General features: G+C 68.3%; 22 protein-coding genes. 8 read left to right on the top strand and 14 right to left on the bottom strand.

Going from position 1 to position 18,950, the window contains the following annotated elements; translation table 11 throughout:
* Positions 1-69 precede the first annotated feature (69 nt).
* Genes mtnK through FDA94_RS21915 form a run of 3 tightly spaced genes read right to left on the bottom strand, consistent with a single transcriptional unit; the run spans position 70 to position 3,294 of the window.
* Complete coding sequence (gene mtnK / locus FDA94_RS21925; protein WP_137248949.1) at positions 70-1,245, bottom strand: S-methyl-5-thioribose kinase; 1,176 nt, start codon at positions 1,243-1,245, stop codon at positions 70-72.
* Entirely contained in the window at positions 1,232-2,206 is a 975-nt protein-coding gene (locus FDA94_RS21920; protein WP_212735438.1) for an ABC transporter permease, read from the bottom strand. The genes mtnK and FDA94_RS21920 overlap by 14 nt, the downstream gene beginning before the upstream one ends.
* A complete protein-coding gene (locus FDA94_RS21915; RefSeq protein ID WP_137248948.1) occupies positions 2,203-3,294 on the bottom strand; it encodes a substrate-binding domain-containing protein in 1,092 nt (363 codons plus the stop codon). The genes FDA94_RS21920 and FDA94_RS21915 overlap by 4 nt, the downstream gene beginning before the upstream one ends.
* Before the next feature lie 84 nt (positions 3,295-3,378).
* On the opposite strand from FDA94_RS21915, the gene FDA94_RS21910 reads away from it, so the two are divergent.
* On the top strand, positions 3,379-3,942 hold the full coding sequence (locus tag FDA94_RS21910) for a 1,2-dihydroxy-3-keto-5-methylthiopentene dioxygenase (RefSeq protein ID WP_137248947.1): 564 nt from the start codon (positions 3,379-3,381) through the stop codon (positions 3,940-3,942).
* Here the strand turns inward: FDA94_RS21910 and FDA94_RS21905 are convergent.
* The 7 genes from FDA94_RS21905 to FDA94_RS21875 form a co-directional block, all read right to left on the bottom strand.
* A complete protein-coding gene (locus FDA94_RS21905; protein ID WP_137248946.1) occupies positions 3,939-4,961 on the bottom strand; it encodes a M24 family metallopeptidase in 1,023 nt (340 codons plus the stop codon). The two genes, FDA94_RS21910 and FDA94_RS21905, sit on opposite strands and share 4 nt — an antisense overlap.
* A 132-nt stretch (positions 4,962-5,093) precedes the next feature.
* A complete protein-coding gene (locus tag FDA94_RS21900; RefSeq protein ID WP_137248945.1) occupies positions 5,094-6,017 on the bottom strand; it encodes a spermidine synthase in 924 nt (307 codons plus the stop codon).
* The gene (gene speD, locus FDA94_RS21895) at positions 6,014-6,391 is read right to left on the bottom strand and encodes an adenosylmethionine decarboxylase (RefSeq protein ID WP_137248944.1); all 378 of its coding nucleotides are present in this window, start codon (positions 6,389-6,391) and stop codon (positions 6,014-6,016) included. The genes FDA94_RS21900 and speD overlap by 4 nt, the downstream gene beginning before the upstream one ends.
* Entirely contained in the window at positions 6,388-7,572 is a 1,185-nt protein-coding gene (locus tag FDA94_RS21890) for a type III PLP-dependent enzyme (protein WP_137248943.1), read from the bottom strand. Before FDA94_RS21890 ends, speD begins: the two co-directional genes overlap by 4 nt.
* A 243-nt stretch (positions 7,573-7,815) precedes the next feature.
* Positions 7,816-8,652, bottom strand: coding sequence for a helix-turn-helix domain-containing protein (locus FDA94_RS21885; RefSeq protein WP_137248942.1), 837 nt, complete (start codon positions 8,650-8,652; stop codon positions 7,816-7,818).
* 29 nt (positions 8,653-8,681) lie between these two features.
* Positions 8,682-9,806: a sensor histidine kinase gene (locus FDA94_RS21880; RefSeq protein WP_170991058.1), complete on the bottom strand. Its 1,125-nt coding sequence runs from the start codon at positions 9,804-9,806 to the stop codon at positions 8,682-8,684.
* Positions 9,803-10,333 (bottom strand): MmyB family transcriptional regulator, encoded by a 531-nt coding sequence (locus FDA94_RS21875; RefSeq protein WP_137248940.1) that lies wholly within the window; start codon positions 10,331-10,333, stop codon positions 9,803-9,805. Before FDA94_RS21875 ends, FDA94_RS21880 begins: the two co-directional genes overlap by 4 nt.
* Positions 10,334-10,419: 86 nt before the next feature.
* Here FDA94_RS21875 and FDA94_RS21870 point away from each other — a divergent pair, with 86 nt between their 5' ends.
* Positions 10,420-11,244 carry a helix-turn-helix transcriptional regulator gene (locus tag FDA94_RS21870; protein ID WP_137248939.1) on the top strand — a complete coding sequence of 275 codons (825 nt, stop codon included), beginning with the start codon at positions 10,420-10,422 and terminating at the stop codon, positions 11,242-11,244.
* A gap of 43 nt (positions 11,245-11,287) precedes the next feature.
* Here the strand turns inward: FDA94_RS21870 and FDA94_RS21865 are convergent, their stop codons facing one another.
* On the bottom strand, positions 11,288-12,448 hold the full coding sequence (locus tag FDA94_RS21865; RefSeq protein ID WP_137248938.1) for an epoxide hydrolase family protein: 1,161 nt from the start codon (positions 12,446-12,448) through the stop codon (positions 11,288-11,290).
* Positions 12,449-12,589: 141 nt separating this feature from the next.
* Complete coding sequence (locus FDA94_RS21860) at positions 12,590-13,321, bottom strand: TetR/AcrR family transcriptional regulator (protein ID WP_137248937.1); 732 nt, start codon at positions 13,319-13,321, stop codon at positions 12,590-12,592.
* A gap of 64 nt (positions 13,322-13,385) precedes the next feature.
* Here FDA94_RS21860 and FDA94_RS21855 point away from each other — a divergent pair, with 64 nt between their 5' ends.
* Positions 13,386-14,057: a methyltransferase domain-containing protein gene (locus FDA94_RS21855; protein ID WP_137248936.1), complete on the top strand. Its 672-nt coding sequence runs from the start codon at positions 13,386-13,388 to the stop codon at positions 14,055-14,057.
* Positions 14,058-14,336: 279 nt separating this feature from the next.
* On the opposite strand, the gene FDA94_RS21850 is transcribed toward FDA94_RS21855, so the two are convergent.
* A complete protein-coding gene (locus FDA94_RS21850; RefSeq protein ID WP_137248935.1) occupies positions 14,337-14,831 on the bottom strand; it encodes a TIR domain-containing protein in 495 nt (164 codons plus the stop codon).
* Positions 14,832-15,046: 215 nt separating this feature from the next.
* Between FDA94_RS21850 and FDA94_RS21845 the strand changes: the two genes are divergently transcribed.
* The gene (locus tag FDA94_RS21845; protein WP_137248934.1) at positions 15,047-15,616 is read left to right on the top strand and encodes a Pycsar system effector family protein; all 570 of its coding nucleotides are present in this window, start codon (positions 15,047-15,049) and stop codon (positions 15,614-15,616) included.
* Between the two features lie 17 nt (positions 15,617-15,633).
* Here the strand turns inward: FDA94_RS21845 and FDA94_RS21840 are convergent, their stop codons facing one another.
* Positions 15,634-16,077 carry an NUDIX hydrolase gene (locus FDA94_RS21840; RefSeq protein ID WP_137248933.1) on the bottom strand — a complete coding sequence of 148 codons (444 nt, stop codon included), beginning with the start codon at positions 16,075-16,077 and terminating at the stop codon, positions 15,634-15,636.
* Between the two features lie 74 nt (positions 16,078-16,151).
* On the opposite strand from FDA94_RS21840, the gene FDA94_RS21835 reads away from it, so the two are divergent.
* The 4 genes from FDA94_RS21835 (at position 16,152) to FDA94_RS21820 (ending at position 18,949) form a co-directional block, all read left to right on the top strand.
* Complete coding sequence (locus tag FDA94_RS21835) at positions 16,152-16,937, top strand: GntR family transcriptional regulator (RefSeq protein WP_137248932.1); 786 nt, start codon at positions 16,152-16,154, stop codon at positions 16,935-16,937.
* Between the two features lie 410 nt (positions 16,938-17,347).
* Positions 17,348-17,812, top strand: a complete 465-nt coding sequence (locus FDA94_RS21830; protein ID WP_170991057.1) for a WhiB family transcriptional regulator — start codon at positions 17,348-17,350, stop codon at positions 17,810-17,812.
* Positions 17,813-17,960: 148 nt separating this feature from the next.
* Positions 17,961-18,551: a hypothetical protein gene (locus tag FDA94_RS21825; RefSeq protein ID WP_212735437.1), complete on the top strand. Its 591-nt coding sequence runs from the start codon at positions 17,961-17,963 to the stop codon at positions 18,549-18,551.
* Positions 18,548-18,949, top strand: coding sequence for an RRQRL motif-containing zinc-binding protein (locus FDA94_RS21820; protein WP_137248930.1), 402 nt, complete (start codon positions 18,548-18,550; stop codon positions 18,947-18,949). Before FDA94_RS21825 ends, FDA94_RS21820 begins: the two co-directional genes overlap by 4 nt.
* The last annotated feature ends 1 nt before the right edge of the window (position 18,950 follow it).

Raw genomic sequence — 18,950 nt, 5'->3', positions numbered from 1 at the left:
TGGCTCGCGTCAGGAATCTGCCTCAAACAAAACGAGACGCGGACGGCCGAAGGCCGGCCGTGGCTCGCGTCAGGAATCTGCCTGAAGATACCCGCCGACCCGGTCGAACAGATCCCGGCCGGGTTCGGCGGTCAGCAGGTGCCGCGCCGCCCGCAGCGACCGCCTGATCGCGACGGCCCGCTGCGCCTCGGGCAGCGTCTCGATGTCGCTGACCCGGGCGAATCCGATGATCCGCCGGGCCGCCTTGGCCGCGCCGAACACCGCGGCGTCCTTGCGCACCGTGGCCAGGTAGCCCTCCAGCACGCCGTCGCCGTAGATCCGGGGGTCGACCCGCTCCGGCCACAGGGCCCGGAACTCGGTCTCGAAGGCCGCCCAGGTCTCCTCGGCCAGCCCGAGCGCCCATCGGGCGTGCTCCTCCTGCCCCTGTACGAAGCCACGCGCCGCCGCCAGCACGTAGTTGCCCCACAGCGCGCCGAGGTCGAAGCCGACCGGCCCGTAGAAGGCGAACTCGACGTCGAACGCCCGGGTCGAGCCGGGCCGCACCAGCACCGAGCCGGTGTGCAGGTCGCCGTGGATGAGCGCCTCGGCCCGCGTCATGAATGCCAGCTTGGCCAGCCCGATCGCGGTCCGCACGTCGGGGTCGCCCACGTAGGCGGCCACGTCGGCCTTGGTGGCGGGCAGGATCTTGTTGTGCTCGTGCTCGATGTACGGCTCGGTGAAGACCAGGTCCTCGGTGATCTCGCACAGCTCGGGGTTGACCGCGGCGGCCAGCGCGGCCTTGTGCCTGTAGTTGCCCAGGCCGAACACCGAGGTGCCGAAGGCGACCTTGGCGACGTACCGGCCGAGATCGGCGGCGACCCCGTCGGTGCGCACGCCCTCGTTGAGCAGCCCGCGCCAGACCCGGTGGTCCGAGAGGTCCTCCAGGGCGACGACGTGCCGGTCGTGGTCGACGTCGAGCAGGGCGGGCACGAGGCCCGGGGCCACCCGGCCGTGCTCGGCCAGCACGGCCGCCTCGATGCGGTTGCGGTCGGGGGTGATCGGCCAGGCCGGGTCGACCCGGACGTAGGGCATCGACTGCTTGAGCACCACGCCCGGGCCGCCCTCGACCTCCACGGCGAACACGATGTTCATGTTGCCGTCGCCGATCTCCCGTACCGAGACCGGGTTCGCGAACGCCGCCAGCGCCGGGCGGCTCGCCAGGTAGCCGGGCACGTTGTCGACGGTCAGCAGCTCATAGGCGCTCAACGGAACTCCTGAGGGTGTAGCTCACGACGAGGGCCCCTGCCAGCAGGGCGCCCTGGACGAAGGTCTGGGTGTAGTAGGGGGCGTTCAGCATGGTCATACCGTTGATCACCACGCCGATGAAGACGGCGCCGACGACGGTGCCGACCGTGTTGGGCCGGTTGGCGCCGAGGACGGCGTAGCCGATCAGCGCCGCCGCCACCGACTGGAGCAGGTAGGGGTCGCCCGCGCCCACGTCGCCCCGGCCGAGCCGGGCCGACAGCATGATCCCCGCGATGGCCGCGCAGATCCCCGACACGGCGTAGGCCAAGGCCCGGTAGCGGGCCACCCGGATGCCGGCGAGGCGCGCGGCCTCGGCGTTGCCGCCGATGGCGTACAGGGCGATGCCCCAGCGGGTGCGTTCGAGGAACAGGTAGACGACCACCGCGACCAGCGCGAACACGATGACCGGGACCGGCACCGAGCCGATCTTGCCGGCCCCGATCCAGGCGAAGCCCTCGGTGTAGCGGCCGGGCGCGGGCACGCCGTCGACGGTCATGCCCGGGGCCACCGACTTGCCCGAGGTGATGATCAGGGCGAGGCCCTGGAACAGGAACATCGTGCCCAGCGTGGCCACCAGGTCGGGGATCCGCGCCACCACGGTGAGCAGCGCGTTCACCCCCGCGACGAGCAGCCCGGTGAGCAGGCCGACGACGATCGCGGTGCCGCCGGTGAGGTTGAACCGGACCATGGTCAGCGCGGTCACCATGACGACCGCGCCGACCGCCGCGCCCGCCGACAGGTCGAAGCCGCCCGTGGTCATCGACACGGTCACCCCGAGCGCCACCACCCCGACGATCGCCACCGACTGCAGGATGATCAGCGCGTTGGCGTACGAGGCGAAGGCGGGCCGGAGCACCGCGAAGACGACCAGCAGGGCGGCCAGGATGACCAGCAGGCCATACCGGTAGAGCACACGGGTCACGAAGCGGCCCAGGGCACCCGCGCGACGTCGGGCGTGGTCAGTTCGGGCACGGCGCCGGTGAGCTGCTCGATGTTGGCGATGCCGCCGTCGCGCAGCTGCTTCTGGGTGACCAGGGCCGGCGGGATCTTCAGCTCGGGGTCGACCTGCTCCCCGGCGACCAGCAGCGCGGCGGCCCGGACCGCGATCCGGCCCACGTTCGACGGGTCGGTCGTGGCGGTCGCCACCCACGGGCTGTTCGGCTCGGTGATGACGCCGATGTCGGCGGTGGAGATGTCCGCGCCGTAGATCTTGATCTTGTCCTGGAGGCCGAGCTCCTTGACCGCGATGGCGGCGCCCTTGGCGAACTCGTCGTACGGCGCGAAGATCGCCTTCACGTCGGGGTTGGCCTGGAGGGCGGCCTTGGCCTGGTCGGCCACGGCCGACGCGGTCGAGTTGTTGACCACGCCGATCTGGGCGACCTCCTTGATGCCCGGGTTGTCCTTCTTGAACTGCGTCCAGACCTCGTTGCGCCGGTCGAGGGGGGCGAAGCCCGAGACGTACACGTAGAGGACGTCGCCGGTCCCTCCGGTGTCGGCCTTGAGCGCGCCGAGCGCCAGTTCGGCGATCTTGTGGTCGTCCTGGGTCAGCGCGACGGCCTTGGGCGTGCCCGGGTCGACGTCGAAGGCGACCAGCGGGACGCCGGCGTCGGCGGCCTTCTTGATGGCGGGCTGGACGGTGTCGGCGAACCCGTGGTCGACGATGATCGCGTCGGCCTTCTGCTGGACGGCCTGCTCCAGGTTGAGCGCCTGCTTGTCGTTGTTGCCGTCGCCGCTGGAGACCTCCAGCGTGATCTTGAGGGCCTGCGCCTCGGCCTGCGCCCCCGCGAGCCACTGCTCGAAGTAGTCGCCGGACGAGAGCTGACGTACGAGAGCGACCCGGACTCCCCCGGCGGCGAACTTGGCCGGGACGGAGACGGTCGGTGACGCGACCGGGGCCGCCGGGGCGGACGAGGGCGCGGAGGTGGTCGTGGTGGAGGTTCCCTGGGAGCATCCCGCGAGCGCCAGGACGCCCAGGAGAAGGGATGCGCCGAGAAGTCGTGCGTGAATCACACTCGGATGCTAGGCAGGCGTGGGAGTAATGTCCACTTTTCAAGTAGGATTTACGCAGATAGCCGCTGATTAGGGACGAAGCCCATGACCTACCTCACCGTGTACACCGACGGCCCGGCCCCCGAGACCCTCCTGCGGACCGAAGACCAGGCCGAGATCGCCACGAGCCTGAAGGAGATCGGCGTCCGCCTGCGCCACTGGGAGATCGTCGACGGCCTCGACGGCGCGACCCAGGACGAGGTCCTCGCCGCCTACCGCGACCAGGTCGCCGCCGTCGTCGCCGAGGAGGGCTACACCTTCGTCGACGTGGCCCAGCTCGGCCCCGACGCCCCCGCCGACGTCGCCGCCGCGGCCCGCGCCAAGTTCCTCAACGAGCACACCCACGACGACGACGAGGTCCGCTTCTTCGTCTCGGGCTCGGGCATCTTCTACCTGCACGTCGACGGCAAGGTGCACGCCGTGTTCTGCGAGCCCGGCGACCTGCTGAGCGTGCCCAAGCAGACCACCCACTGGTTCGACATGGGCACCCGGCCGCACTTCACGGCCATCCGCTTCTTCCACGACGACGACGGCTGGGTCGGCGACTTCACCGGCGACTCGATCTCGTCGCGGATCCCCGACTACGACACGATCGCGGCCGGCCGCTAGAGGTCGAGCAGCTGCTCGTAGAAGCCGCCGAAGCCGCGATCGGCGTCGACCAGGTGGATCTCCAGGATCCAGTGGGCCACCCGCCCGGCCTTGTCGATGCGGCGCATCGGGGTCGTGTTGCCCTCGGCGACGTAGGACTCGATGTCGGCGGCGTCGATCTTCTCGTGCGGGAACTCGCCGACGAGATGACCGGCGTGGACGTGCCCGAGGACCCAGCCGCGCTCGCGGGCGAGCCGGTCGACCTCGGCGAACAGCCGCGCGCCGGTCATCTCGGGATCGGCGGCGAAGAACTGCCGCCCGGCCTCGAAGACGACGGGCAGGTCGGCGGCGAGCCGGTGCTTCACGGGGTCGTCGCCCAGGACGTAGGTGCGCCCGAGGTCGGCCTCGAACTCCTCGAAGATCGGCCCGAAGTCGCAGAAGACGATGTCGTCGGCCTCGACGACCCGGTTGGGCGGGTTCTCGCGGTAGGGGAGCAGGGTGTTCGGCCCCGACCTGACGATCCGCTTGTGCCAGTGGCGGGTGGTGCCGAACATCTCGTTGGCCAGGTCGCGGACGTCGTCGCTGACGTCCTTCTCGGTCCGGCCCGGGGCGATGAGGCCGCGCCTGACGATCTCGTCGAACAGGGTGATCGCGTTGGCCTGGGCGGTCAGCAGCCGGGTGGCCCGGAACTCCTCGGCGGTGGCGGCGTCGACGTACACCCACGCCTTCTCCCCCGACCGCAGGTCGGCCTTGACCCGCAGGTAGTCGTCGACCTCGTAGGCGTCGGCGGCGGCCAGGTCGTCGGGCGTGAGGGTGAAGACCATCCCCTCGACGGCGTCGCGCGGGTCGCTCGTCGGCACGGCCACGGGGTGCTCGTCACTCCCGCTGTCGGCCACGACGGAGGCGTCGGTGATCTTCACGGTCTCCAGGCGGAACCCGACCAGGGCGTCGGGACGGCCGTCGAGCTCACGGCCGAACCGGGCGAGCTGGACCTGCGGGAGCCGCAGCGTCCCGTAGGAGAAGAGCAGATGATCAGACAAAGCGAACCCCCGTCACAGCGCCGGTCTGGAGTCCGCAGGATACCGACGAAGGGCCCCGGACATCTCCGGAGCCCTCGGCCGATCAGGCGCCGGGAAGCCAGAGGACCTCACCGACGCCGGTCAACGTGCAGGTCATGATCGGGGTGACGGACCCCCGAAAGGACGGCGGCGCCAGGCCTTCGGGTATTTTCCCCGGATCTCCAGCGGGGGCACCAGGGCGGCGTCCAGGGTGCGGACGTCGATGCTGACCGGGCGGTAGGACAGGGTGCGGAGCCGTCTGCCCATCACGGCGTGGGGGCGGTCGACGGTGTCGCGGCGGCCGCTGATGAAGGCCCACTCGTGGGCCGCCGAGCCGAAGTAGACGACCGTCGGGAACGCCGCGATGAAGTTGTGCCACGAGCGGCGCAGGGTGGTCTGGCGCCACATGGTCGGGCAGCCGGCCTGGGTGGCGATGACGCCGCCCGGGGCCAGGGCCCGGGCGCAGAGGTTGAGGAACGTGGCGCTGTAGAGGCGGTCGTGCTGGGCCGTTCCGCCGTCGGTCTCGTCGGGGAGGTCGACGATGACGACGTCCCAGGTCTGACCGGCCGCGACGGCGGCCTCGACGAAGGCGTAGCCGTCCTCGTAGTGGACGTGGATCGGGCCCTCGTCGCCCTCGGCGGCGGCGAGTTCCTTCTCCGTGTAGCCGTAGGGCAGGCGGCTCGCGCACAACTTCACCGCCTGCTCGTCGATGTCGACGTGGTCGACCCGGCTCGCCCCGCAGGCGACGAGCATCTGGCAGGCCACGCCCTCGCTCGATCCGATGACGAGGCAGCGGTCGACCCGGTCGGCCAGAAGCACCGGCGGGATGGTCAACGCCTCGTGGTAGACCTCTTGGGTCTGCTCGCTGCTCTGCCGCTCTCCGTTGGCGAACAGGGTGATGCCGTGGGCGGTCCGGGCGAAGTCGAGCGTCTGGAACGGCGTGCTCTCGCTGTGGATGACCTCGTCGACGCGCCAGAGCCGTTCCATGCCGTCGGCGATGGGCTCGGCGACCCAGGTGGTGCCGTTGATGGTGATCATGCGGATGCCTCCGGAGGCGTGTCGCCCCGGCGGATCACCTGGACGGTGACCTGGCCGGGCTGGAGCTCGTGGGTGAGCAGGTCGACCGCGGTACGCGGGTCGGCCGCGCCACAGGTGAACACGTCGACGAAGACGGCGGCGTGCTCGGGGTAGGTGTGCAGCGACGCGTGGGACTCGGCCAGGAGCGCCAGGATGGTGACCCCTTGGGGGACGAACCGGTGCGAGCTCATCTCCAGGATGGTCGCCCCCGACGCGGCCAGCGCCCGCTTGAGCGCGACCTCCAGGTGGGCGAGGTCGTCGAGGAGGCCGGCGTCGACCCCCCGCAGCTCGGCGAGCACGTGACATCCGGCGAACTCGCCGACCGCGACGGTCATCGCTCCTCCACGCAGAACGTGGGGAGCGCGGGCAGCCCGTTGACGGCGGCGCACGAGTAGCTGGAGGTGTAGGCCCCGGCGTCGAGGATCTCCACCACGTCGCCGGGCGCCAGCGCGAGGGGGAGTTCGTACTGGACGCGCTGGTAGATCACGTCGTCGCCGTCGCTGGTCGGGCCGGCCAGCACGACCGGCCCGGTGGGCCCGGTCACGCCGGGGGTGCGCAGCCGGTAGGCGATGGCCTCGCGTTCGGTCTCGACCAGGCCGTTGTAGCGGCCGACGTCCAGGAACACCCAGCGCCGGTGGTCGGCGGCCCGCCCTTCCCTGACGGTCACCACCTCCGAGCGGATGATCCCGGCCGCCCCGACCATCGCCCGGCCCGGCTCCAGCAGGAGTCGCGGCCGGTTGCGGCTGCCGAAGTGACGGTTGACCGAGGAGTTGACCGCCTCGCCGAACACCTCGATCAGCGGCCGGTTCCCGAAGGCGGGGTTCGGGTGGTACGAGATGGGCAGCCCGCCGCCGAGGTTGATCATCGGCAGCCTGACGCCCGCGGGCTCCAGCTGCAGCGCGATCTTCGCCGCCGCCGCGATGCCGACGTCCCAGGCGTCGGGGTTGCACTGCTGGGAGCCGACGTGCCAGGTGAGACCGAGCGGCCGGAGGCCGTTCGCCGCCGCGTCGGCGAGCAGTTGCGCGGCCGCGTCGGGGTCGCAGCCGAACTTGCCGCCGAAGGGCATCACCGCGTCGGGCGGGTTGACCGCGATCCGGCAGAAGACGTTCGACCGGGGCGCCCATCGGGCGATGTGGGCCAGGTCGCGGGGGTTGTCGAAGGCGAAGGTGCGAACTCCGAGCCGGTAGGCGGCGGCGATGTCGGCGGCCTTCTTGACCGGGTTGCTGTAGCTGAGGAACCGGCCGGGGACGCCCCGGGAGAGGCAGCGCTCGACCTCGCCGATGCTGGCGACGTCGAACCCCGAGCCGAGGTCGAACAGGGTGGAGATCACTTCGGGGGCGGCGTTGGCCTTGACCGCGTAGAGGATGCCGGCGCCGGGGAACGCGGCGGATAACGCGCGGTAGGCCGCGGAGACCGTTGGCAGGTCGACGAGCAGAGAAGGACTGGGCAGGTGATGGGTTCTGGCGTACGCGCGTGCGCGGAGAATGGCCGGCTCCGACTGGGGTGACGCGCTCATTGGACTGACTCTGGGCGGAGGTACGGGTGCAGGGGTTCCATCGGGACTTTCTCCGATTCCGAACTACTACCAATTCAGGCAGGCCCGAGAGTAGTCAAGTACCTTGACACGTTTAGTTGATATCTCGACAAAGCATCGTCGTTACCGTTCCGTGACAAGCGAAAGCCGGCCAGGCCCCGCGACGAAACCCCTGCTCAGGGGCGTCACGCGGGACACCGGCCGGCTGATGTCGGAGCGACTTCTCTATACAGATGCCGGAACGGTCAGCGATTCGACGAGTTCGCGTAGCGCCCATTCGGAGTGGCTGCCCGGCTCGGCGGCCAGGGTGACGAATTTCTGGCCGGAGCCGCTGACCGACAGCACCTCCCACGAGAGGCTGAGGTCGCCCAGCCGGGGATGGCGCAGTTCCTTGATCTCGTTGCCGCGCGCCTGGACCTCGTGCAGGGCCCAGATGCGGCGGAACTCCGCGCTCGCGGCGGTGAGCTCGGCCACCAGGCCGCGCAGGTAGGGGTCGTCGGGATCGGCCGCCACGGCGGTGCGCAGCTGGGCCGTCTTGGCGCGGGCGGCCTTCTCCCAGTCGGGGTAGAAGTCGACGGCGGCCGGGCTGAGGTAGATCATGCGCACGCAGTGGTCGATGTGCGTCATGCCCTCGTACAGGGCCTCGATCAGGGGGTTGTGGGCCAGCACCTCGAAGCGGCGGCCCAGCACGAGCGCGGGCGCGTGGCGAGACAGGTTGACCAGGCGCAGCAGACTCGGGCTGACCTGGTCCATGACCCCGGTCTCGACCTGGGGCCGGGCCCACGGGTGGGCGAGCGAGTAGAGGTATTCGGTGGCGTCGGGGTCCAGCCGCAGCACCCGGGCCAGGGCGCTGAGCACCTGGGCGGAGGGGTTGCGCTCGCGGCCCTGTTCCAGCCGGATGTAGTAGGAGTTGCTCACTCCGGCGAGCATCGCCACCTCCTCGCGCCGCAGCCCCGGTGTGCGGCGCGAGGGGGCGTGCAGGAAGCCCGCCTGGGCTGGACTGGTGGACTCACGCCGGGCGCGCAGGAAGTCGCCCAGGAGATTGTTGCTACCGTTGTCCATTTCATCACCATATGTACGAATTAGTGGGCCTACTGCAGAGCCGGAAGTCCCTCGTCCGCGCACGTCTCGGCGACGGCGCCGAACAGCGGCAGCCACAGGACGAACCGGGCCCCCGCCACGGAGTCCTCCAAGGTCAGCCGACCGCCGTGGCGGTGGGCGATGTCGCGGGTGATGGCCAGGCCGAGGCCGCTGCCGCCGGCGTCCAGGCGGCGGGCGTCGTCCAGGCGGGTGAAGCGTTCGAAGACCCGCTGACGGTCGGCGGGCGGGATGCCCGGACCGTCGTCGGTGACGGCGATGGCCGCCAGGCCGCCGACCGCGGTGAGGCTGAGCCGGACCGAGGTGGCCGCGTGCCGCCGGGCGTTGCCCAGCAGATTGGTCAGGGCGCGGATGAGCTGGATGCGCGACCCGCAGATCCACATGTGGCTCTCGACGTAGAGCCTGACCGGGACGCCGTGGCCGGTCCGGTTCACCCGGGCGGTCTCCTGGACGAGGAGCTCGGTGAGGTCGACGAGCTCGTGCGGGACGGCGGTCTCCGCGACGTCCACGCGGGACTGGGCGAGCAGGTCGGTGACGATGGTCTCCAGGCGGTCGACGGAGGAGAGGGCCGCGCGCAGGCTGCGCCACGGATCGGTGTCCTCGGGATGGTCGATGGCGTCCTCGATCTCGGCCCGCAGGCCCGCGAGCGGGTTGCGCAGCTCGTGGGAGGCCAGGGCGGCGAACCCGCGCTGCTGGGCGACCGCCTCCTCCAGGCGGGCGAAGGTCAGGTTGGCGGCCCGGACCAGGTCGGCGAACTCGTCGCCCCCGGGCGGGACGGGCAGCCCCCGGCCCAGGTCGTTGGCGGTGATCTTGTCGATGTCGCCGCGGATGGCCTCGATGGGCCGCAGCACCCGGCCGACGGCCCACCAGGTCCCGAAGCCCGCTCCGGCGGTCAGCACCAGGCCGCAGCCCATCAGCAGCAGGTCCACATCGTGTCCCCGCAGCAGGCCGGAGGCGTCGGCGTCGAGGGTGGCGCGGAGGGGCATGACGATCGCGTCCAGCGTGATCAGGACAGCCAGGACGGTCAGGACCAGCAGCGCGGTGGCCGTGGTGCAACGCGTACGGATGGATCGGGACGGATGGACGATGGTCACGTTGACCTCCGGTCGTTCGGTCACCTGGCCGTCGCGGCCAGGGCGCCCAGGAGACTGAGCGCGTGCTCCGAGGGGCTTCCGGGTTCGGCCTGCAGGGCGAGGACGTGGTGTCCCGGCAGGCGTACGACGTCGAGGACGTCGCAGAAGAGCGTGAGTTCCCCTACCACGGGGTGGCGCAGCCGCTTGACCCGGCGGGCGTCCGACGACAGGTCGTGCCCGGCCCAGATGCGCCGGAAGTCCCCGCTGCCCTCGGTGAGCTCGCCGAGCAGATCGTCGAGTCCGGGCGCCTGGCCCTCGGCGACGATGGTGTGCAGGACGTCGGTCGCGGCGGCGGCGATGTGCGTCCACTCGGTGAAGAAGTCGGTCGCCGCCGGGTCGAGGAAGACCAGCCTGAACAGGTTGTCGGCATAACGCAGCCCGCCCAGCAGCGCGGCGCCGAGATCGTTGGCCGCGCGCACGTTCATCAACGGGTCGCAGAGCAGGACGGCCACGTCCTGCCAGTCGTCCATGAGCCGCCGCAGACACGGGTCGGACGGGAAACTGCTGTTCATGCCACCGAACGTAGGCCGGATCCGGTGAGTCAGGGTGGCCGTGCCACACCCAGCCAAACCAGACATAAGGCGCATAAGGTGCCTGTATGGAAACCGACAGAAAGCTCGGCGAGTTCCTCCGGGCCCGGCGCGAGATCACCCCTCCCGCCCGAGTCGACCTCCCCGACGCCGGATCCCGCCGCACCCCCGGCCTACGGCGGGAGGAGGTCGCGATGCTGATCGGCGTCAGCACCGACTACTACGTCCGCCTGGAACAAGGCCGCGAACGCAACCCCTCCGACCAGGTGATCGCCGCCCTGACGGAGGTCTTCGCCCTGGGCGCCGACGCCGTAGCCCATCTGTACGCCCTGGCCCGGGGCTCGTCCCCGGCGGACGATACCTCCGACCAGGTCAGCCCGAACCTGATCCGGCTGATGAACAGCTGGCCCCGCACCCCCGCCTTCGTGATCAACCAGTGCATGGAGACGCTCGCCCTGAACCCCTCGGCCACGGCCTTCTATGAGCGGGGCCTGCGCCGGACGCCGAAGATCGGCAACAACACGCTCCGCGCGATGTTCCTCGACCCCGTCGCACGCGAGTTCTACGCCGACTGGGAGTCGACCGCCAGGGCCAAGGTCGCCCACTTCCGCGCCACCGCCGGCCGCAACCTCCACGACCCCCGCGTGTCGGAGCTGGTCGACGAACTGACCGACCTGAGCCCCGAGTTCCGCGACGCCTGGGCCCGCTACGACGTCCAGATCGAACCCGGCCGCCTGCGGCGCTTCCGGCACGAGCTGGTGGGCGAGCTGACGGTCACCACCGAGGTGTTCTCCCTGGCGGGGTCGCCGGGACAGCACCTGATCACCTTCCAGGCCGACCACGACCGGCACTCGGCGGAGGCGCTGGAGGAGCTGTGCGGGGACGTGGCCTGAGCCGATTCCGGGCGCTCTGTCAGATCACGCATTCAAAGCCGGCTCAGCGGACCAGGCGGAAGAAGGTCCGCACCTCGGCCACGAACGCCTCGGGCTGCTCGAAAGCGGCGAAGTGGCCGCCCCGGTCCAGCTCGTTCCAGTGCCGGATGTCGGTGAAGCGCTTGGCGGCCCACCGGCGGGAGGGGCGCGGGTTCTCTTTGGGGAAGATCGAGCATCCCGCCGGCACCGTCACCACGTCGGTCGTCGCGCCCGCGAAGCGCCGCTGAACCTGCTTGAAACTCTCCCAGTACAGCTGGGCGGCCGACGCGCCGGTACCCGGCAGCCAGTAGAGCATCAGGTTGTCCAGCAGCTCGTCACGGCTGAGGGCGTTCTCCGGGTGCCCGTCGCAATCCGTCCAGGAGCGGAACTTCTCCACGATCCACGCGCACAGCAGCGCCGGGGAGTCCACGAGGCCGTAGCCGATGGTCTGCGGCCGGGTGGACTGCTCCAGCGAGTAGCCGTCCTCCCACTCCCCCGCCCGCTCCAGCGCGGCCAGCGCGGCCCGTTCGGCGTCGGTGAGGTCGTCCATGGTCGCCGGGTCGGGGGCGGCGAGTGGTGGCATGAGGTGGATGCCCGCCACGTGCTCGGGGTCCTGCTGGCCGACGCTCGTCGTGATGCTGGTTCCCCAGTCGCCGCCCTGGGCGCCGTAGCGGTCATACCCCAGACGGGCCATGAGCCGGACCCACGCGGCGGCGATCCGCTCGACGCCCCAGCCGGTGCCGGTCGGCTTGTCGCTGAACCCGTAGCCGGGGAGCGAGGGGCACACGACGTGGAACGCGTCGGCCGGGTCGCCGCCGTGAGCCGACGGGTCGGTCAACGGACCGATCACCTTCAGGAACTCCACTATCGAGCCCGGCCAGCCGTGCGTGAGGACGAGCGGCAGCGCGTTCTCGTGCGGTGAGCGCACGTGCACGAAGTGGATGCCGAGCCCGTCGACGGTGGTGCGGAACTGCGGCAGCGCGTTGAGCCGCCGCTCCGTGGCCCGCCAGTCATACTCCTCGGCCCAGTAGCGGCACAGCTCCCGGAGGTAGGCGAGCGGAACGCCCTGGGACCAGTCGTCCACGGTCTCCCTGCCCGGCCACCTGGTACGGGTCAGGCGGTCACGCAGATCGTCCAACTCGGCCTCGGGGACCTGCAGACGGAACGGGGTCACCAGATGGGACATCGTGCGATCCTTTCGATCGGGAGACCGGCGTTCACCCGGCTCAGTTGAGGCGAGGGTCGTTGCGGACGGTCGCCCTGGCGTGCGGGCGCCCTCGGCGTCCGGGTCATGCGGCGTCTGCGGCCTGGGCCGAGAAGGTGGGGCTCAGCCCGGCATGCGGGACGCTGTGCCGGGTGTCTCATCACGGGCTTCCGGAGCATGATCGCCCTGGCCGCACCCGTCGGGGCAACCCGTGCCCGACGCGTCGCCGGCGCAGAGCTGGGCGGTCACAGTGGCGCAGGCCCACTCTTCCCACCTTTCCGGCGACCAGCCGCGGTCCTGGACGAAGACCAGGTACAGCTGCGGGCTGAGCAGGCCGAACAGCAGGTCGGCAGCCATCACGACGGAGACGCCGGGGCGGACGTCGGGCTTGCCGGCCAGCGCCTGGGCCGCGGCGTGGTGCACGGTGTAGCGCGGGTCGGGTCCTTCTGGCCATTGCGCGGCGATCTGCGGGTCGGTGGCCGCGGCGGTCGCGATCAGCGGCATGATCGGGGCCACCCGGCCCAGGATCTCGCGGGTACCGCGCACGTGCGCGCGCAACTGCTCGGCCGCGGTGGGCGCGGCGCATGCGGCGCGGAACCACTCCCGATCCATGGTGGCCACCGGCTCGGCGTCGCCGGCGATGGACGTGTCGACCACGTCCTTGAACAGCGTGCGCTTGTTGCCGAAGACGAAGTAGACGGTCTGGACGGCCATGCCCGCCCGGTCCGCGACCTCCTGCAGGCTCGTCGCGCCGTACCCCTGCGCGAGGAACAGTTCCCGCGCCGCCTTGATGATCTTCTCGCGGGTGCGGCGGGACCGCTCGGCCCGTTTGTCCGGCCGCTTGACGATGTCCATGAATAGAGTCTATTTCTAGAGTAGAACACTAGAGTGCAACTCTAAGAACTTGGAGGAGGGCGCCATGGAGCAGTCGAACACCGCTCAGAGAACGGACGCCGACCGGGTCGGTTCCGAACGCGACCAGGAGGAGGCCGTCCGACGCGCGCTGGAGGCCTACTACCGCGCCGGCGAGCCGCCCTGGGACACCGGCGTCACGCCGCCCGAACTGGTCGCCCTGGTGGAAGGGCACGGCGCGCCGCCGCCCGGCCGCGCTCTGGAACTCGGCTGCGGCACCGGAACCAACGCCGTCTATCTGGCCCGGCACGGCTGGGAGGTCGTGGCCGTCGATCTGATCGACCGGGCGGTCGAGCAGGCCCGGGCCAAGGCCGCTGCGGCGGGAACGGCGGTACGGCTGCTGTGCGGAGACGCCACTCGCCTCGACGACCTGGACGTGCCCGGACCTTTTGACCTGTTCTTCGACCTGAGCTGCTACTGCGGGATCCCGCCGCACCGCCGCGACGCCTACGCCGCCGGACTCACCCACCGCGCCGCTCCCGGCGCCCGGCTGCTGATGTTCGGGTACGGCCCCGAGGCGTTCGACGACCCGATATCCGGTGTCACCGCCGATGAACTGCGCGCCAGGTTCGCCGGCTGGGACCTGGTCGACACCACGCCGGGCACGAACCCGGTGCCCACCTTCTGGTTCGGCCTGCGCCGGCGCCCGGACTCAATGAGAAAGGGCGGGACTCCATGAGATCGGAGAACCGCCCGTTTAATCGCTGAAGATCAGGTGCCCCCTGCAAGATTCGAACTTGCGCTCCCGGCTCCGGAGAGGGGTGCACGTTCTCCTCTCCAACAGGCCTTGGCCTGCATACATACCCTTAGTAATCACTTGCACATCGAAACCGGCCCACAGCTGGCCCACTGTGGGAAGGATCTCGGTTCGCTACATGGCGTCCGCATCCTCCGACTGCTAAACCATCTGAAGGTCGAGGATTCCGCTAAAAGTTCATCCACTGGTTGAGGCGACCATTCAGGGGCCACTTTCATTGCCAACAGCAATATTCCACGTTGAAAGCAAATGCACTAACTCCTCTGAGATACGGAAGAAATCTTGACTGATATTCCTGTAGTCGAAACGCAGGTATTGATAGTGAGCCAAACCGCGTAAATCATCAGGAAGATCCATCTTGACGAGAGAAGGTGCGCCAGCGAGGAGAATCGGAATAATAACCGTTCCATCACGTATCGCTTCAGCCAGTTCCATGCGGGCCCAGGAATTTCCTGCCTCCCCCCGCCTATCCTCCTCGCGAATTACAGCATCCCAGCCTTGACCCACGACAGCCAGAATCACCCGGCTTTCTTTTATCGCAGATAGTATTGCCTGACGATAATCTACTCCCGGCCTTATAGATCTACTAGCGCGAAATATTGCGTCAGCGCCAAAGCGGCGAATGAGAAGCTCATCGAGAAGAGCTGCAGCGTACGCGTCAGATTGGGTTCGGTAGTTTAAGAAAATATAGGGCATAAGTATCCCCTAGTACAGGTGCCCCACACCGCTTACAAAGCGATGCAAGCGCTAACTATTGTAATCCTACGGGACAGACCCATACGCTAGCCAGGTTGGCGTACGGTATCGCTTTCCCTAGGAGCAGCGTGCCCCGAGAGTCACTCTTCGCAATCCTACCTTTCGGTCGTCTCTTCATACGGGAAAAGGACGGCCCAAAAAGAAGATTTAGTGCGATGCAAAAACATACCAGCGCCTCAGAGCTCGAATCTCTTGAACTTGTCATGTGGATGATTAACCGCTATGACCTACTGCGCTCATCTACGGCTTCACGCGCCACACTGCTAGTAAGCGCCAACACCTTCCTTCTGACAGGTACCGCGCTCTTACTTACCGTATACGGAAACGCTCGCCCAAACGAGCCATCATGGCTTTCTATCGCTTTTATTGGATTCTTCTTTGCGACGATATCGGCCATCCTCGCCTCTATTTGGGACTGCGTGAGCGCCATAGCAGCACAAAAGACAAGCAGAAGCGTCACGCCGAGCGCCATTCCCTCCCGATTCGCATTCAATTGGGGAGATACGCTAAAAGAAGTTTCCACATTTTCCGACTTCTCCACAAGGCTAACGGAAGCAAATCTGCAGGATAAATTGGGTTTTGCCGTAAGTGAGCTATGGACAGCAATCAATCAACACAAACGCAAGCATCGCCACCTTAGGCGCGGGGTGCGATTATTTCGCATTTCATTATTACTCTTCTTGATTTTGACAACATTTTCACTCATTCGCCGATTCATTTCCTAGAGAAGGTCAAAAACCTCCTATATCGGGGCGGACCCGATCAGATGGACCCCGTCGTGTTGCCGAATGGCTGGCCGGTCCCTGTCTCTCATGGCATCAAGTACTCGGATCGCGAATGCTTCGGACGCGACCGATGTAACCTCGTCGGCAGTCACCCACCGGAACGCCCGAGACTCGTCATTTTCGGTCAGCGTCCCCGAGATCGCGCGACAGCGAAAAACAAGTGCAATGATTCCTCTAGTCATGTGCTTGTAAACACCGGTCAAAGCCTCCGCTTCGACTTCCAGCCCTGTCTCTTCACGCACCTCGCGACGGAGACCGGTCGTGATGTCTTCGTCGCGCTCCAATATCCCGCCCGGCGCTTCCCAATGGCCGTTATCGCGCCGCTGGATCAAGAGAGCACGCCCGTCGGAATCGATTACGACGCCGGCAACGCTCACTGAGTGACGATTGTCGTGGTTCATGCTCGCCCTCCGGCGCTTCATCGACACAGCTAGACTCACGGTAGTACACGTATGTACGAGTAGAGGAGTGGGGCATGGCGGATTTCGCGCTTCCTGGTCTCGACCCAACATCCGACCGGCCGGTCTTCAAGCAGATCGCCGACCATCTCCGGGAAGCCATGAACGGCTCTGCACTCCCTCCGGGTTCTAAAGTGCCCTCCGAGAGCCAGCTCATGACGCACTACGGCGTTGCCCGCATGACCATCCGCAACGCACTACAGCTCCTCCAGAGTGAGGGCTTGACGGTCGCCGAACATGGCAAGGGGGTCTTCGTCCGCTCCCGGCCACAGGTTCGATGCTTGGCGTCCGACAGGTTCGCCCGACGCCACCGCGAGCAGGGGAAAGCGGCCTTCATCGCTGAGACGGAAGAGTCCGGAGGGAAGCCTTCCGTCGACTCCATCCAGATCAGCGAACAGGAAGCGTCCCCCGACGTAGCAAAGCGTCTCGGTTTGCCGGCAGGACAAAGCGTGGTCGTAAGATCCCGGCGCTATCTGATCAATGGACACCCTGTTGAGACTGCGATCTCCTACATTCCCTCCCACATCGCGCAAGGTACTCAGATCACCCATCCCAACAGCGGACCCGGCGGCATCTATGCACGCCTCGAAGAGTTGGGGTATCGACTCGATCATTTTGACGAGGAGATCCGTTCGCGGATGCCGCTTCGGGACGAGGTCAAGGCACTCAAGCTTGCACCTGGCATTCCGGTCTTCCACCTCATCCGTACGGCCTACGCGGACGACGGGCAGGCCGTCGAGGTCTGCGACACCGTGATGTCGAGCGACGCTTACGTCCTCTCATATCAACTTCCTGCCAGGTAGGGATTGACTCCTCTAGACGAGTCTGAGATACATATAGAGCAACTCCTCTAGACGAGTAGATGGCTAGAGGAGAGTGCGCAGCCGGAAGACCTAGGAAGGCGGCCAAGCCGCGCGCCGACGGGCTGTCGCACCTGATCGTTTGAGAACTCAATAGCGACGACGAAAGGGCTACCGCCTCCCAAGAAAGGCGGCCCTGCATACGCCCTGACCTGTGCGTATCACCCAGACCTACGCCAGACCGGGGCGGCCCGTTTCCGCCAAGACTCGAAGCCGCCCCGGCTGACTTCCCTTCCGCTCATCAGCAGTCAGGAGTAGTCGCCATCATGGCAAATCCCCTCCGTTCCAGCGACGTGCGCCCGCTTCGGGCTGCGCGTTCCCTCCGTGTCAGTGCTCAGGCCCCCGAGCATGTGGTGATTGTCGAACCCCTTACCCCGGAGCTTCGCCGGCTGGTCCCGTCGGCTGGCGACGCCGGTTGGGCGACCGTCGAGCGCTATGGCGGTCGTCCGGTCAAGGTCTGCGCCACCGGTGACGACCTGGCCCGGTTGACCGCGACCGCGCGTGGCGCCGCGTGGACATACGGCGCCGTGTTCACCGCTTCCCACCCGGCGACGTTGGCCGCCGGCCCGGAGCCTTGCGCGCTGGGCCAGGCCGCCGAGTGTGCCTATGACCCCGAGCTGCACACCGGCCCCGACGCTCCCGAGTCTCCTGAACAGGAGTCGGCTCGGGTGGCGGTGGCCCGGCAGGTGTGTGAGACGTGCCCCGTCCGGGCGTTGTGCCTGCCCTACGCCCTGGCCTCCGCGCCCGCTGATGGCGTCTGGGCCGGTTACACCGCCGACGAACTAGCCGCCTTGGCCCGCCCGGCGCTGGCGTCGTGAATTACATCCGATTCCGCCGCCGGTTCCGTCGTGGCCCGTGGCTGCCGCCCGGTACCGCCTCGACCTGGGTGTGTAGCTGCGGCGCCGTGAACTTCCTGACCTCGACCACCTGCCGCACCTGCGGCTGACACCCCTTCGGAGTGAGCAAGTGAGCGACACCGACACCGCCGCCACCACCCGCGCCGGGCACGCGATCACGCTGCACGCGGCCGAGTACGACCGGCTCAAGGCCGAACAGATCTCGCGCATCGGCTTCCGCGACAACCTGCTGTACGCCCAACTGACCTCGATCGCCGCCGTCGCGGCCGTGACCGCGTCCGCCGGCCGCCTGTACCTGCTGCTCGTGCTGCCGATCACGGGCGTCGTGCTCGGCTGGACGCACCTGTGCGCCGACCACATGGTCACGATGATCGGCCGGTACATCCGCGAGGACCTCACCCCGCGCCTGACCGCCGCCGCCGACCTCGACGGCGCCGACACCGGCCTGTTCGGCTGGGAGCACGACCACAGCCGAGACACCCGACGCCGTTCCCGCAAGTGGTTCCAGCTCGCGGTCAACCTGCTGGCGTTCTACCTGCCCTCCCTGACCGGCCTGATCGTGGTCTGGATTGCCGGGCAGCCATCTCCGTTAGTCATCGTCGCGTCGCTGGCCGAGTTGGTCATCATCACGGTCCTGGCGGTCCAGATGTGCGTGTACGCCGGTCTTCCCCGACTGCGGAAGGGCGGTACCCGCGCATGAGCCGCATCCGCGCCGCGTTCTACGACCCCACCGCCGCCCGCCACGACATCCCCACCTACCCGTGGCGGTTCGCCCCCACCGACCTGCTGACCCGGCGCCAGTTGGCCGAACGCGGGCTGCGCCCCGGCGGTCAGCAGGTGGTCGCACAGGTGATGTGGCGTTCCCGCCGCTACAACGCCCCCGGCGGCATCCGCGTCGCCTTCCTCTACGACGTGCGGTTCGCGCTTCCCAAGCGCCCCGCCACCCCGCGCCAGTTGGCCGCGCTCGCCAAGGCCAACGCCGCCCGCCGCACCTGCCCGGACTGCCGCAAGGACGCCGGCTACGTCCTGCCGCGCCACCTCGGTATCTGCCTGATCTGCGCTTACGGCCCCGAGGCAGTCGAGCCGATGGCCGCCTGAC

Origin of the sequence: Herbidospora galbida, assembly GCF_005233835.1 — a bacterium.
Taxonomy (GTDB): Bacteria; Actinomycetota; Actinomycetes; order Streptosporangiales; family Streptosporangiaceae; genus Herbidospora; species Herbidospora galbida.
The sequence above is the reverse complement of the archived record's forward strand: the minus strand, read 5'-3'. Positions and strand labels throughout refer to the sequence as shown.

What these genes read in the sequence shown, in the direction of transcription:
- FDA94_RS21910 (WP_137248947.1), top strand. Translation starts at nt 3,379, where the DNA reads ATGACCTACCTCACCGTGTACACCGACGGCCCGGCCCCCGAGACCCTC.
- FDA94_RS21900 (WP_137248945.1), bottom strand. Translation starts at nt 6,017, where the DNA reads ATGATCACCATCAACGGCACCACCTGGGTCGCCGAGCCCATCGCCGAC.
- speD (WP_137248944.1), bottom strand. Translation starts at nt 6,391, where the DNA reads ATGACCGTCGCGGTCGGCGAGTTCGCCGGATGTCACGTGCTCGCCGAG.
- FDA94_RS21890 (WP_137248943.1), bottom strand. Translation starts at nt 7,572, where the DNA reads ATGAGCGCGTCACCCCAGTCGGAGCCGGCCATTCTCCGCGCACGCGCG.
- FDA94_RS21885 (WP_137248942.1), bottom strand. Translation starts at nt 8,652, where the DNA reads ATGGACAACGGTAGCAACAATCTCCTGGGCGACTTCCTGCGCGCCCGG.
- FDA94_RS21875 (WP_137248940.1), bottom strand. Translation starts at nt 10,333, where the DNA reads ATGAACAGCAGTTTCCCGTCCGACCCGTGTCTGCGGCGGCTCATGGAC.
- FDA94_RS21870 (WP_137248939.1), top strand. Translation starts at nt 10,420, where the DNA reads ATGGAAACCGACAGAAAGCTCGGCGAGTTCCTCCGGGCCCGGCGCGAG.
- FDA94_RS21865 (WP_137248938.1), bottom strand. Translation starts at nt 12,448, where the DNA reads ATGTCCCATCTGGTGACCCCGTTCCGTCTGCAGGTCCCCGAGGCCGAG.
- FDA94_RS21860 (WP_137248937.1), bottom strand. Translation starts at nt 13,321, where the DNA reads ATGGACATCGTCAAGCGGCCGGACAAACGGGCCGAGCGGTCCCGCCGC.
- FDA94_RS21855 (WP_137248936.1), top strand. Translation starts at nt 13,386, where the DNA reads ATGGAGCAGTCGAACACCGCTCAGAGAACGGACGCCGACCGGGTCGGT.
- FDA94_RS21850 (WP_137248935.1), bottom strand. Translation starts at nt 14,831, where the DNA reads ATGCCCTATATTTTCTTAAACTACCGAACCCAATCTGACGCGTACGCT.
- FDA94_RS21845 (WP_137248934.1), top strand. Translation starts at nt 15,047, where the DNA reads ATGCAAAAACATACCAGCGCCTCAGAGCTCGAATCTCTTGAACTTGTC.
- FDA94_RS21840 (WP_137248933.1), bottom strand. Translation starts at nt 16,077, where the DNA reads ATGAACCACGACAATCGTCACTCAGTGAGCGTTGCCGGCGTCGTAATC.
- FDA94_RS21835 (WP_137248932.1), top strand. Translation starts at nt 16,152, where the DNA reads ATGGCGGATTTCGCGCTTCCTGGTCTCGACCCAACATCCGACCGGCCG.
- FDA94_RS21820 (WP_137248930.1), top strand. Translation starts at nt 18,548, where the DNA reads ATGAGCCGCATCCGCGCCGCGTTCTACGACCCCACCGCCGCCCGCCAC.